This window comes from Marinomonas sp. CT5, assembly GCF_018336975.1.
In the GTDB taxonomy this organism is placed as follows: domain Bacteria; phylum Pseudomonadota; class Gammaproteobacteria; order Pseudomonadales; family Marinomonadaceae; genus Marinomonas.
Map to the genome: position 1 here is coordinate 3,809,030 of NZ_CP025572.1, position 12,040 is coordinate 3,821,069.

14 protein-coding genes and 1 pseudogene are annotated in these 12,040 nt (G+C 43.1%); 6 read left to right on the forward strand and 9 right to left on the reverse strand.

Features of this window, described 5'->3' with window-relative positions; translation table 11 throughout:
- Positions 1-299, forward strand: a pseudogene (locus tag C0J08_RS18240) (D-lactate dehydrogenase); the annotation flags it as partial.
- 123 nt (positions 300-422) lie between these two features.
- Here C0J08_RS18240 and C0J08_RS18245 read toward each other — a convergent pair.
- Entirely contained in the window at positions 423-2,522 is a 2,100-nt protein-coding gene (locus C0J08_RS18245; protein ID WP_212653317.1) for a hypothetical protein, read from the reverse strand.
- A 319-nt stretch (positions 2,523-2,841) separates the two neighbouring features.
- Here C0J08_RS18245 and C0J08_RS18250 point away from each other — a divergent pair, with 319 nt between their 5' ends.
- Positions 2,842-3,186: a cupin domain-containing protein gene (locus C0J08_RS18250; RefSeq protein ID WP_012068575.1), complete on the forward strand. Its 345-nt coding sequence runs from the start codon at positions 2,842-2,844 to the stop codon at positions 3,184-3,186.
- 113 nt (positions 3,187-3,299) lie between these two features.
- Here the strand turns inward: C0J08_RS18250 and C0J08_RS18255 are convergent, their stop codons facing one another.
- From C0J08_RS18255 to C0J08_RS18270, 4 genes are all read right to left on the reverse strand, one after another.
- Positions 3,300-3,563 (reverse strand): Txe/YoeB family addiction module toxin, encoded by a 264-nt coding sequence (locus C0J08_RS18255; protein WP_212653319.1) that lies wholly within the window; start codon positions 3,561-3,563, stop codon positions 3,300-3,302.
- Complete coding sequence (locus C0J08_RS18260; RefSeq protein ID WP_212653320.1) at positions 3,560-3,802, reverse strand: type II toxin-antitoxin system Phd/YefM family antitoxin; 243 nt, start codon at positions 3,800-3,802, stop codon at positions 3,560-3,562. Before C0J08_RS18260 ends, C0J08_RS18255 begins: the two co-directional genes overlap by 4 nt.
- Before the next feature lie 400 nt (positions 3,803-4,202).
- Positions 4,203-5,033, reverse strand: coding sequence for an S-formylglutathione hydrolase (gene fghA, locus C0J08_RS18265; protein ID WP_212653321.1), 831 nt, complete (start codon positions 5,031-5,033; stop codon positions 4,203-4,205).
- 73 nt (positions 5,034-5,106) lie between these two features.
- Entirely contained in the window at positions 5,107-6,225 is a 1,119-nt protein-coding gene (locus C0J08_RS18270; protein WP_212653322.1) for an S-(hydroxymethyl)glutathione dehydrogenase/class III alcohol dehydrogenase, read from the reverse strand.
- A 170-nt stretch (positions 6,226-6,395) separates the two neighbouring features.
- Here C0J08_RS18270 and C0J08_RS18275 point away from each other — a divergent pair, with 170 nt between their 5' ends.
- Together C0J08_RS18275 and C0J08_RS18280 are read left to right on the forward strand one after the other, a co-directional pair.
- Positions 6,396-7,286: a LysR family transcriptional regulator gene (locus C0J08_RS18275; protein WP_212653323.1), complete on the forward strand. Its 891-nt coding sequence runs from the start codon at positions 6,396-6,398 to the stop codon at positions 7,284-7,286.
- A 58-nt stretch (positions 7,287-7,344) separates the two neighbouring features.
- Entirely contained in the window at positions 7,345-7,608 is a 264-nt protein-coding gene (locus C0J08_RS18280) for a DUF3820 family protein (protein WP_212653324.1), read from the forward strand.
- Here C0J08_RS18280 and C0J08_RS18285 read toward each other — a convergent pair.
- Positions 7,605-8,066 (reverse strand): GNAT family N-acetyltransferase, encoded by a 462-nt coding sequence (locus C0J08_RS18285; protein WP_212653325.1) that lies wholly within the window; start codon positions 8,064-8,066, stop codon positions 7,605-7,607. The genes C0J08_RS18280 and C0J08_RS18285 overlap by 4 nt on opposite strands.
- Positions 8,067-8,208: 142 nt before the next feature.
- On the opposite strand from C0J08_RS18285, the gene C0J08_RS18290 reads away from it, so the two are divergent.
- The gene (locus C0J08_RS18290; protein WP_212653326.1) at positions 8,209-8,664 is read left to right on the forward strand and encodes a GNAT family N-acetyltransferase; all 456 of its coding nucleotides are present in this window, start codon (positions 8,209-8,211) and stop codon (positions 8,662-8,664) included.
- A 115-nt stretch (positions 8,665-8,779) separates the two neighbouring features.
- Positions 8,780-9,472, forward strand: coding sequence for an aspartate/glutamate racemase family protein (locus tag C0J08_RS18295; protein WP_212653327.1), 693 nt, complete (start codon positions 8,780-8,782; stop codon positions 9,470-9,472).
- A gap of 95 nt (positions 9,473-9,567) precedes the next feature.
- Here C0J08_RS18295 and C0J08_RS18300 read toward each other — a convergent pair whose 3' ends face one another.
- The 3 genes from C0J08_RS18300 to C0J08_RS18310 all read right to left on the reverse strand — a co-directional run bounded on the left by C0J08_RS18300 (position 9,568) and on the right by C0J08_RS18310 (position 12,014).
- Positions 9,568-10,944, reverse strand: a complete 1,377-nt coding sequence (locus tag C0J08_RS18300; RefSeq protein WP_212653328.1) for a class II fumarate hydratase — start codon at positions 10,942-10,944, stop codon at positions 9,568-9,570.
- 15 nt (positions 10,945-10,959) lie between these two features.
- Positions 10,960-11,316 carry a hypothetical protein gene (locus C0J08_RS18305; RefSeq protein ID WP_212653329.1) on the reverse strand — a complete coding sequence of 119 codons (357 nt, stop codon included), beginning with the start codon at positions 11,314-11,316 and terminating at the stop codon, positions 10,960-10,962.
- 218 nt (positions 11,317-11,534) lie between these two features.
- Positions 11,535-12,014, reverse strand: coding sequence for an FKBP-type peptidyl-prolyl cis-trans isomerase (locus tag C0J08_RS18310; RefSeq protein WP_212653331.1), 480 nt, complete (start codon positions 12,012-12,014; stop codon positions 11,535-11,537).
- Positions 12,015-12,040: the final 26 nt, after the last annotated feature.

Consider the following 12,040-nt stretch of genomic DNA (forward strand, 5'->3'; position numbering starts at 1 on the left):
AGACACTTCCCCCTGAACTAGATAAGCTAATGGAAGCGAAATTGTATAATGGGCACTTTATGTGTCACGTAATGCACCAAGACTACATTCTCAAATCTGGTGTTGACGAAAATAAGGTTAAAAATCAACTACTGGCTTTTTTTGATGAAAAAGGAGCTGAATACCCAGCAGAACATAATGTTGGTCAGCTGTATAAGGCTAAAGAAGCACTAAAAGCGTTTTACAAGAAAAATGATCCTACCAATAGTTTGAACCCAGGAATTGGCAAAACTCAAAAAGGCAAATATTGGCAAGATTAGAATCCGTAGCACTAAGCATACCAACGTTATTCAATAGGCAAACACAAAAAAACCAATGGCATCATTTACTGCCATTGGTTTTTTGTTGGTCGATGTAAGACGCTATGTTCGCTCAATAGACAATTATTGTTGTGTATAGCGATAAAGTGCTTTGTAATCACCATCATCTTGCAAGCAATAAAACACATTGTTTTTTGCGGTTAAAATTTGGCAGCTAAAGTCGACACCTTCTTGTTGCACCCACTCATTAGCACAGCTATCACGAAATTTTGTTTCCGCTTCACTTTCACTAATCACCCCAACAAAGTGAGACCAATCGAAACGACTTTCAAAAACGTTACAGCTGTTAGATTCATCTTGGTCAACAAAAGTCCCCGTACCGTCTTCATTAAAGGTTTCAACCCCCGTATCAATCCAATTGCACTGTTCGTCTAAATACTCCACTTTGAAGCTGTTTAGTAAATCTTTACGTCTAATATTTTTGAACTCTGCCAAGTCCTTCAAATGCATAGACCAGCTACCTTCGTAACCTTTATCGTTAAACCCTTCACGAATATTGAGAGTAAATGGCAAACCTGTAAGCACAGTTGAAACAGTATATAAATCAGTACAGTCGTTCCCCATTTGGGCACTTAACTTTCCTATGTTTAAGACCAAATCACTTAATCTAGTACTATCCATAGCAATGGCCACCATGCCATTTTGAGTCACTTCTTCTGTCGCCAATTGCTCAGCGACTTGCTTACTTTTTTCTCCTGTATAAGCAACTAAATGCTTACCTTTAATTCCGACAAATGCATCTATTGGCAATCCCTTGTCAGCCAAGTTCACTGTGCTTCCATCAGTCGGAATCTGAACACCGCGAAGCATTGGAATATATTGTCCAGCCAGTGCAGCCAACACATCAGGCTTCTCACTCGTAATCGTTGCAATAGCATCGTATTTCACGCCAACTGGACTACCTTCGTCTTTTTCTAGGTCAAATATACCTAAGCTCACCCCAGACAATCCTTGCGCCATACTGGTAAATACAGACAGTGCTGCTGGGTTCTGTTCGCGTAGATCTGCTTGCATTTTAAGTAATGGCTCACAGTTAAACTCGGCTTTAGTAAATTGTCTCCACAAGCTTGTTAGTACTGGTGACACGGCATCCGACGATACGCCAAGACCGACGCCCAACGTCAAGTCATTATCAGCATTCAAATAACTCGGAATAAAACCACTCAGCTTGTTTAACTCCCCAAGAATATTGGCGTTTTTAATTTCTAATGCATAAGAAAACTCTAAGGAGATATCGTCACCTTGAACGTCATAGCTATTCGCACCAAAAACCACACGAGGAACGCCGGACACAATATTATCAATGTCAGTTTTACACTGCATTTGCGCAGCACTTAACTCAGGTAGGTCATCACCGACCAACGCTTTTACCTGTTTATGGGCACGAGAGTTTTCATCAAGAATCGCATTAGCAATATTCTGTAAATGAATATAACCATGGGAAGCCGCCAAGAAATTATAAGACTCACCATCATTTTTCCAACTCTCCACCGCCATAGCTTTAGCCGGCTTCGCTAAAGCAAAGCGCTGTTCTTGAGCAGCTTTGCTTTCTTTTTGAGACATAACAGCCACAGTGAGCACTTTATCTTTGATCATAAAACCAAGCATCAGCTCAACATTATCTTTGTTTACCAACTCAACCGTTGTTAACGTCTGCTCACCGATCGTCTGAGAACCAAGCTGAACATCTGTTTCTTGAGCAGCTTGCTTAACCAGTGCTAGAAACGTTTCTTCATTTTCTAATGCAATGCGTGTGACAGGAAAAACGCCATCCAAATACATAGCTCTAGCCCCTTCAACATCTAAGCCATAATGTTGAAACAGCGCCATACCTCCTTGATAGGCTACATCGTAGTAGTCTTTTACCAACCAATTAACAAAATCCAAACCTTTACTGGGTGGTAAAGATTCGAGCAGTTCACTAATTATTTCGGCATTACCGCTATCTTTATATTGAGCCATCAGCTCATCGGAGCTAGTGACAAGCTCTTTATTTGAGACGCCACCAACAAAAAGAGCGGTATCAGCAGGCACGTACTCGATCATACTCTCAATCGAATTATCTTTTTGGAACCAGCCAAAAACATCCAAGTTAAAACCAAATGCAGCGCTGGAAGACAAACACGCTGCGACAGCCGCCGTTTTAAAGTATTTTACCTTCATTACGAACCCTTAAAATACGCACTTAGCAAAATGCATTAGATGAAATTAAAAAATTAAATGTTAAAAACAATTAAATGTTAACGTTTAACCGATAAAAGAACTATGACTAACCAACTTTTAATCATGTTGCAGGCATTCACTACGCTTTTTAAATAATACCAGCAATGTCATGACAATTACCCCTGCGTCTCTTCTCCTTTACCGTTATGATTATACTTTCCCGCATTTAAAAGATATTTTTGACGTAAACAGACAATTGCTTACTTCCTAGCCACCCTACAATGATGCTCCTTTAACTCAATCACCATCTGGAGCCGCTATGTCTGACTTTATCACCGTTATGCGTGAAACCTGCCCAACACCCGTAGTAAACGCAACAAAATGGACTCGTATTGGTGGCGATCCACACACAGTCAATTTAAACGCCTACCTTTCAAAAGACGGCAGCAAAATCATGGGAACGTGGATTTGTACCCCTGGTAAATTTGAAGTGAACTACGACAAATGGGAATTTTGCCATTTCTTAGAAGGTTACTGCATCATCACCCCAGAAGGGGAAGAACCAAAACATCTAAAAGCAGGCGATGTATTTGTCATCGAACCTGGCATGAAAGGTACTTGGGAAGTGGTTGAAACCGTGCGCAAATACTTCGTCTTTGCTTAAGCACTCTCACGATGAGCTGAACACCACGTTCGGCTCAGTAGGCTTTTTCTATAAACGAATCCAGAACAATATTTCTTAAATTAAAATAAGCCCTTCTTGTTACATCCACTAGATTACTCATAATGGCTCCACAGCCGAAGTACTTTTATCAATTTCTCTGCTTCCAGCACTTGATAAACAAGTCGGTGTTGGATATTAATTCTGCGCGAATAAGCGCCAGAAAGGTCACCAACTAACTTCTCAAACGGAGGTGGTTTTTGAAAGGGATCCTGCGCAATAAAATTGAGTAACTCTTGAGCTTTTGATTTCAGCCCGCTAGACGCTAATTTCTTTGCATCCTTCTGAGCTTGCTTGGTATATACCAACTTCCATGTCACCAGTCTAACTCCTCGTCACATTCACTAGCGGGAGTATCCATTCCCTCGCGGATTGATTCACGCATATTAGGTATTGATAATAAAAACAGCGTTTCTTGGATCGCTGACCAATCCTCTTCCGATACTAAAACTGCATTATTGCGCTTACCAGTAATAACGATAGGCTGATGAGAATCAGCCGCTTCATCAATCAACCGATACAAATTACTCCGTGCTTCTGTTGCCGTCATTCCAGCCATCACACACCTCAAGATTGTCTAAATTATAGGCAAATTGTACGCTTTATGGCACGTACGTCAAGACGGACGCTTTTTTGCTTTTTATTCAGACCTTAAGACAGAATCAGTTTCCCTTAAAATGCTCTCTATAGCTGACCAAATAGCTTCTGATAACCTAATAGCTGACTAATTGATCTATCGAAATAGATTATTTGACCCTAGTAGGGTTAAGCTTTCTAACCAGCAATTCACGCTTGGTTTGAGTCTCCTCCGAACTGGCTCTATCTGACGTTTGTGGCTACAACATGGCGGATCACGCTTCGCTCATGCCGCCCTACATTTTATTTTGTATAAGTTTTCAGGCAATAAAAAAGCGAGCCGAGGCTCGCTTTTGTCAGTTCCAATAGAGAAAACTCAAGGATTAACCCAAGGCTCTGGAATGATGTTCTAGGTGATCGTCAATGAAGCTTGCGATGAAGAAGTAGCTGTGATCGTAGCCCGGTTGACGACGTAGCGTAATCGGGTGTCCGGCTTTTTCACAGGCCGCTTCTAGGGCTTCTGGCTTAAGTTGTTCTACCAAAAAGCTATCCGCTTCGCCTTGATCAATAAACAAAGGTAAGCGCTCACTTGCGTTTTCAATCAGCAAAGTCGCATCCCATTCGTTCCAAGTCGCTTTATCTTCCCCCAGATATCCCGTGAACGCTTTTTCGCCCCAAGGACAATTAGTAGGGTTGGCGATCGGTGCGAAGGCCGACACAGATTGATACTTGCCTGGGTTCTTCAATGCACAAATCAAAGCACCATGGCCCCCCATTGAGTGACCAGAGATAGAACGCTTGTCGGTCACAGGGAAGTTCGCTTCCACTAAATGCGGCAGCTCTTGCACCACGTAATCGTACATGTGGTAAGTGTTCGAGTAAGGCTCAACAGTTGCGTTGATGTAGAATCCCGCCGCCGATCCAAAGTCGTAGCTTTCATGCTCGTTCGGATAATCCGTACCACGTGGGCTGGTGTCTGGACAAACAATCGCTAACCCCAATTCCGCCGCTTTGCGAAAAGCACCCGCTTTTTGCGTGAAATTCTCATCATTACAAGTCAAACCTGACAACCAATACAAGACGGGGACTTTTTGCGTTTCAGCTTGTGGTGGCAAGTAAATAGCAAAGGTCATTTCGCTTTTTACGGACAAACTTTCATGCTTATAACGCTTCAACCAACCGCCGAAGCTTTTCGTGCTAGATAGTAGTTCCATATTCTTCTCCTAGACGTTAGCCATTTCGCTGACGCTAAATGGCTAACTGGATTGGCTCGACTGATCTTAACAATTATTTTTGATCGAACAGGATGACGGTACGAATACTTTCGCCTTTGTGCATCAAATCAAACGCTTCGTTGATTTGCTCAAGTGGCATTGTGTGCGTAACGAATGGGTCGATTTCGATTTTGCCATTCATGTAGTCTTCTACGTAACCTGGTAATTGGGTACGACCTTTAACACCACCAAACGCAGACCCCTTCCAAACTCGACCGGTTACCAATTGGAAAGGACGAGTAGAGATTTCTTGGCCAGCACCAGCAACACCAATGATGATGGACTCGCCCCAACCTTTGTGGCAACACTCAAGAGCAGAGCGCATTACTTGTACGTTACCAATACACTCGAAAGAGTAATCCACACCGCCGTCAGTCATCTCAACAATCACTTGTTGGATTGGCGCATCAAAGTTTTTCGGATTCACACAATCCGTCGCACCAAACTGCTTCGCCATTTCAAATTTAGATTCGTTAATGTCGATGGCGATAATACGTGAAGCCCCCGCCATACGAGCACCTTGAATAACAGACAAACCAATGCCGCCTAAACCAAAGACCGCAACCGTATCGCCTTTCTCCACTTTCGCCGTATTCAATACTGCGCCGATACCTGTTGTGATACCACAGCCTAGCAAGCAGACTTTTTCTAGCGGTGCATCTACATGGATCTTCGCCAAAGAAATTTCAGGTACAACACTGTATTCAGAGAAAGTCGACGTCCCCATGTAATGGAAAATAGGTTCACCATTGATGCTAAAACGGCTTGTACCGTCTGGCATTAGGCCTTTACCTTGAGTTTCTCGAACGGCACTGCATAAGTTTGTTTTACCCGACTTACAAAACTTACATTCGCCACACTCTGCCGTGTAAAGTGGAATAACGTGATCGCCTACTTTAAGACTAGTAACGCCCTCACCTACCGCTTCAACAACACCCGCACCTTCGTGACCTAAGATCGCAGGGAATACACCTTCTGGATCTTCACCAGACAAGGTAAACGCATCGGTGTGACAAACGCCTGTTGCAACCATACGAACAAGTACTTCACCTTTTTGTGGATCTTGAACATCTACTTCTTCGATTTTAAGTGGTTGGCCCGGTCCCCAAGCAACAGCTGCTTTACATTTCATAGCGCACTCCAATGTGTGTTTAATAGTTTTGATGACATCAGTGTAGACGCAAATGATTACAAGGATAATCCCTCGGTTGGCAAATGATTATTGCCATACAGCAACAATCATTTCAAAAAAGGCCATTTTAGTTATAATATAACACTCTCAACACCATTTAAGGGAAAGCCATGAAAAATTGGGAAGCCATGGAAGCGTTTGTCGAAGTGGTTCGGCAAGGCGGCTTTACCGCGGCCGCCACTAAACTTAGCGTGTCAGCGTCTCACATTAGCCGTCTCATCACTCAGCTCGAAGCAGAACTCGGTACAACACTCTTGTTTCGCACCACCAGACGCATTCGCTTAAGCGAAGCGGGAGAATTGTATTACCAGCATTGTCGTGGTTTGCCAGAAGCGTTGAGCAGCGCTGAAGAAGTGATTTCCTCCCTCAACCAAGCCCCCATCGGTTCCTTTAAAATGACCTGTGCGACCACTTTTGGCGAACGCTATATCGCGCCATTAATGAACGACTTTTTACTTGATCATCCAAGGATCGAGTTGGATTTTCACCTGACCAATCGTTCGGTGGATTTAATCGAGGAAGGTTACGATCTGGCTATTCGCATGGGCGCAATGAAAGATTCTAGCCATTTATCTCGGCGCTTGTGCGATCGCGTGGAATACCTTTGCGCCTCAAGAGACTACATAGACCAACATGGCATGCCGCACACATTAGCCGAATTAAACAAACACCATTGTTTGATCGGTTCCAAGAATCATTGGCTGTTTCAACAAGACGGACAACGCAAAGAGGTCAAAGTCAGCAGCCAGTGGCGCAGCAATTCTGGCCCAGCCTTGTTGGATGCAGTGCGCAAAGGTTTGGGAATCGCACAATTGCCAGATTATTACGTGTCCGACGATCTCGCCAGCGGCAAACTCATCCCATTACTAACACAATATCAGTACCCATACAGTGGCGTTTGGCTGGTTTATCCTAAAGTTCGTCAGTCGTCACCAAAATTACAAAGCATTTGCGATTACTTGATCCACCGCTTTAAACAAGATCCACCTTTTGCCAAATAGCACACGTATGTTTAAATACACGCACTTATTTTTGACTCTGAGCCATTAAGCGAAGCCCATGTTCTCACAAGAAGACCTTATCCAAGTTGCCCGTCAAACCATGCCTTTCGGAAAATACCAAGGCCGTGTTTTGATCGATCTGCCAGAAGCCTATTTACTATGGTTTGCACACGAAGGCTGGCCGAACGGTAATCTAGGGCAATGGTTGCAGCTAGCACTGGAAATAAAAATCAATGGGCTGGAAAAGCTGGTCGATCCACTACGCAAACCCAGCGAAAAAATGCCAGACGAGCCAAAAGTTCGGATTCGCTTTGACGATTAACCCGCCATAAAAGGTTTGTTTGGATAAACATAAAACAACACGCCCTGCTCTTGTTTATCTAGGACAAAGCCCACTCGCTCCGCCACTTTCACTGACGCGATATTGCCTATTTTTACCTGTGCTGATAGCGGTTCATTAAAGAGAGGCATTAATTGAGACAGCATTTGATGAGCAACCCCTTGCCCGCGTGATTCTGGTGCCACCGTCCAAGATAACTCCCACGCATTTTCCACGCGATCCGCTCGGCAAGTACCGACCGCTTTGCCATTCATTTCAGCGACCCACAAGCGTCTCTGATCTGGACTTTTTAGTGATTTTTCTAACCATGCCATATGCGCTTCTAAACTAATAACCTCCCCATGATGAGAAGCTTGTCGAGTTTGTGGATCATTACGCCACACCAACAAACGCTCAGCATCATTCCTATTTGCGGGACGTAATTGAAACGAAATTGTCATAGCCTATTTGCTTCCTGTTTTGGGTGCTAGTTAACTGTCAGTATACACTTAATGTTGACGCTTTTTTGGGGATTCATTAAGGTACGATACTTGCTTATCTATTTCCTTTAATCCCTCTATTTTGGCAAGGATATCACACCAAATGGACATCAGAATCGACGACTTATCAGGCCCAGAAATCAAACAACTGCTCACAGAACACCTTGAAGACATGTTTGCAACATCCCCGCCAGAATGTGTTTTTGCTTTGGATTTAGAGGAATTAAAAAAACCGAATATTACCTTTTGGACAGTGTGGAAAAATAGCCAATTACTCGGCTGTGGCGCACTTAAAGCTCATGATGACACCCATGGTGAAATTAAATCTATGCGCACCACCAGCGCCGCTCGCAACAAAGGCGTTGCTTCTACCCTGCTTAGCCATATTCTTGAAGCCGCAAAACAGAAAGGTCTTAGCAAAATAAGCCTAGAAACTGGGTCACATGACTTCTTTGCACCAGCCAGAAAGCTGTATACAAAACATGACTTTATCGAGTGCGGTCCTTTTGCCGATTATAAGCTGGATCCTCATAGCGTATTTATGACTCGTAGCCTGTAAAAAGGCCATGGCTGCATTACAGTCCGCTTCACTTATTTCATCATCTGTACATTACAGCCATTGAACAAGCTCGTTAGACTTTATGTATTCAGAATGAGAGACAAAGGATTCGAGTATGAAAACAATCGGCATTATTGGTGGGATGAGTTGGGAATCGTCTGCTTTGTACTACCAAAATATTAATGAGATGACTAAACAAAAGCTGGGCGGGCTGCATTCAGCGAAAATTATTTTATCCAGCGTCAACTTTGCTGAAATTGAACGCCTGCAACATCTAGGCGATTGGACGCAACTAGGAGAAATACTTACCGCAGAAGCTAAACGTTTGGAACAAGCCCAAGCAGACTTCATTCTTATCGCCACCAATACCATGCACAAGGTGGCCGATCATGTTCAAAATGCCATACAGATTCCTTTATTGCATATTGCTGATGCAACAGCCCAAGAACTCGTTAAGAAAAAGCATCAGAAAGTTGGCTTTATTGGTACTCGCTATTCCATGGAAGAAGACTTCTATATTAAACGACTAGAAGAGCAATACGGTCTAGAGGTTATCACGCCACAAAAGCAAGACAGGGACGAGATACATCGAATTATTTACGATGAATTATGTCTTGGAAACATTCTCCCAGAATCTAGAAAAATCTATATCGATATCGTCAATCGACTCCAAGCAAGCGGCGCAGAAGCCGTCATCGAAGGCTGTACTGAAATCACACTGTTATTACAGCAAGAACATGTGTCAGTGCCTTTATTTGATACTACCTACATTCATGCTAAAGCGGCTGTGGATGAAGCATTAGGATAAGTAACTAAGCATAAAAAAGCCAGCGCAAGCGCTGGCTCGTTTTTCGTTATTTGGTAAGGGAAACAACCAAATAACGAAACCTTATCTGTTCTCGGTTAAATTCCGCCATGTGTGAGCTTGGCAGGATCTAACAAAGCCAATAGCGCTTCTCTATCTAACTCGGTTTCCTCTTCTGCCACATCCACTACTGGACGACCTTCTTTGTACGCTTTTTTGGCAATTTCAGCCGCTTTTCCATAACCAATAATCGGATTAAGTGCCGTGACCAAAATAGGGTTGCGATGTAAGGCTTGGTTTAGTTTGTCTTCATTAACCGTTAGTGTTGCTATCGCGTTATCCGCCAATACTTGTCCACTATTCGCCAATAACTTAATACTGTTCAGTAAATTCTTAGCAATCATAGGAAGCATAACATTTAGTTCAAAATTCCCAGATTGTCCACCAATGGTAATCGCCGCGTCATTGCCAATCACTTGTGCTGCGACCATGGCTGTGGCTTCTGGAATCACAGGGTTCACTTTACCTGGCATAATAGAAGAGCCTGGTTGTAAGGCTTGCAATGAAATTTCTCCCAAGCCAGCCAATGGACCAGAATTCATCCAACGCAGATCATTGGCAATTTTCATATAGGTCACGGCAACCGCTTTTAGCTGACCAGATAAAGCAACGGCTGTATCTTGAGATCCTATCAGTGCGAAAAAGTTCTCTCCCTTGCTAAAAGTCACATTGGTTAAGTCCGATAATTCTCTGGCAAATGCCTCAGCAAACTCTGGATGCGCATTAATGCCCGTACCTACCGCAGTACCACCCTGCGCCAATTGAGTCGTTTTGTTCTCCAGATAAGTTAAGTTATCGATATGGTCTTGCAGCTGAGCGGCCCAAGCATGAAAAGTTTGGTCTAACCGAACTGGCATGGCATCCATTAAATGGGTGCGACCAGTTTTGGTATAACCCGCCAAAGCATCGCCTTTTTCAATAATGGTGTCTTTCAAATGCACTAAAGCGGGTAATAAATGGCCGGTTAATTCTAATGTTGCACTCACATGAATCGCGCTAGGAATAACGTCATTACTGCTTTGACCATAGTTCACATGATCATTAGGATTCACCGTGTCACCAAGATGCGAACTTGCTAATGTTGCAATGACTTCATTCGCATTCATGTTCGAACTCGTGCCTGACCCCGTTTGATAAACATCCACAGGAAAATGCTGCATAAGGTCTTCAGAATCTAGTAACTCATCACAAGCCGCTTGAATGGCTTCAGACATTTCAGGCGTTAGGCATTCAAGGGATTTATTAGCGCGAGCGGCGGCGGATTTTATTAAGATAAGAGAACGAATAAAGGCTTCAGGAAGAGGTTCATCGCTAATAGGAAAGTTGTTTATGGCCCGTTGAGTTTGGGCTCCGTAAAGGGCTTTTGCTGGGACTTCTAACTCCCCCATACTGTCTTTTTCAATACGCGTTTTCATAAGTATAAGAATTCCTTATTGTTCAAAAGAAGAAATAAAGTAATGACTCAGAACTCGCAAGTTATGCTCCATCTTGAAATAATTCTTAGCATCTTGATACGTTACAATTAAACGCTTTAGGTGTGATAAAGGCAAATACACCTTGTCTAGACAGGTTTGACGCCAGTGAGTCGCGACACTGGTATCACAAACCGTATCCAGCAATACGTTAAACACTCTTTGATACAATAAAGTTGCATCGGTAATACTTAGTCGCTCGGCATACTCTTCTGTTAAATTTAAGTAGTGATAGAGCACTTCTGGAGAATCTGCACACTGTCCACCCTGAATAGTTTGCTCAAGTACTGAAAATGGCACCAAATAATGACTCATCTCGTCAACCTCTAAAGAATACAAATGATAACTATTATCAATAATGTGTAGTAAGACAGCATCTGTCAAGCTATTGATAACGATTCCTATTAAAATTTACTCTTTCCAAAGTTTAGGTTGACAGAAGTCATGACATTGCCAAATCCAAAAATACAAAAGCCCCTGTTACGTCTTCCATAACAAGGGCTTTATGAAGCAATACCTAATGAGCTTGGCTCTTAGTGGTGATGACCACCGACACCGTGTGCATGTCCGTGAGCAATTTCATCGTTCGTTGCTTCACGAGAGTCAACAATTTGAATATTGAACGTTAGGTCTTTACCAGACAATGGGTGATTTAAGTCCACAGTAGCGTGTTTTAAGCCAACTTTTACCACCGTTACCTGACGCATACCTTTGTCCGTTTGCACCATAGCAACCATGCCCGCTTTCCAGCGTTTTGCCCCTTGCAAATGTTTTACCGGCACTTGCTGCTGACGATCTTCATGGCGTTCACCGTAAGCATCGGCACAAGGCACAGTGACTTCGAACTCATCACCAACTTCTTTACCTTCCATAGCTTTTTCAAGCCCTGGAATAACGTTGCCGTGGCCATGTAAGTAAGCCGCTGGATCTTTACCCGCAGAGGTTTCGATCAAATCTTCGCCATGACGCAAAGTATAGTGAAATTGAACGACTTGATTGTCTGCAATCGACATGCTGTTTCCTCATTTTTAATCAATAA

Bases quoted from the DNA above. Each gene is read 5' to 3' on its own strand.
- C0J08_RS18295 (WP_212653327.1), top strand. From the start codon at position 8,780: ATGAAAACAATCGGCATTATTGGTGGGATGAGTTGGGAATCGTCTGCT.
- C0J08_RS18290 (WP_212653326.1), top strand. From the start codon at position 8,209: ATGGACATCAGAATCGACGACTTATCAGGCCCAGAAATCAAACAACTG.
- C0J08_RS18300 (WP_212653328.1), bottom strand. From the start codon at position 10,944: ATGAAAACGCGTATTGAAAAAGACAGTATGGGGGAGTTAGAAGTCCCA.
- C0J08_RS18250 (WP_012068575.1), top strand. From the start codon at position 2,842: ATGTCTGACTTTATCACCGTTATGCGTGAAACCTGCCCAACACCCGTA.
- C0J08_RS18245 (WP_212653317.1), bottom strand. From the start codon at position 2,522: ATGAAGGTAAAATACTTTAAAACGGCGGCTGTCGCAGCGTGTTTGTCT.
- C0J08_RS18260 (WP_212653320.1), bottom strand. From the start codon at position 3,802: ATGGCTGGAATGACGGCAACAGAAGCACGGAGTAATTTGTATCGGTTG.
- C0J08_RS18270 (WP_212653322.1), bottom strand. From the start codon at position 6,225: ATGAAATGTAAAGCAGCTGTTGCTTGGGGACCGGGCCAACCACTTAAA.
- C0J08_RS18280 (WP_212653324.1), top strand. From the start codon at position 7,345: ATGTTCTCACAAGAAGACCTTATCCAAGTTGCCCGTCAAACCATGCCT.
- C0J08_RS18275 (WP_212653323.1), top strand. From the start codon at position 6,396: ATGAAAAATTGGGAAGCCATGGAAGCGTTTGTCGAAGTGGTTCGGCAA.
- C0J08_RS18285 (WP_212653325.1), bottom strand. From the start codon at position 8,066: ATGACAATTTCGTTTCAATTACGTCCCGCAAATAGGAATGATGCTGAG.
- C0J08_RS18305 (WP_212653329.1), bottom strand. From the start codon at position 11,316: ATGAGTCATTATTTGGTGCCATTTTCAGTACTTGAGCAAACTATTCAG.
- C0J08_RS18310 (WP_212653331.1), bottom strand. From the start codon at position 12,014: ATGTCGATTGCAGACAATCAAGTCGTTCAATTTCACTATACTTTGCGT.
- fghA (WP_212653321.1), bottom strand. From the start codon at position 5,033: ATGGAACTACTATCTAGCACGAAAAGCTTCGGCGGTTGGTTGAAGCGT.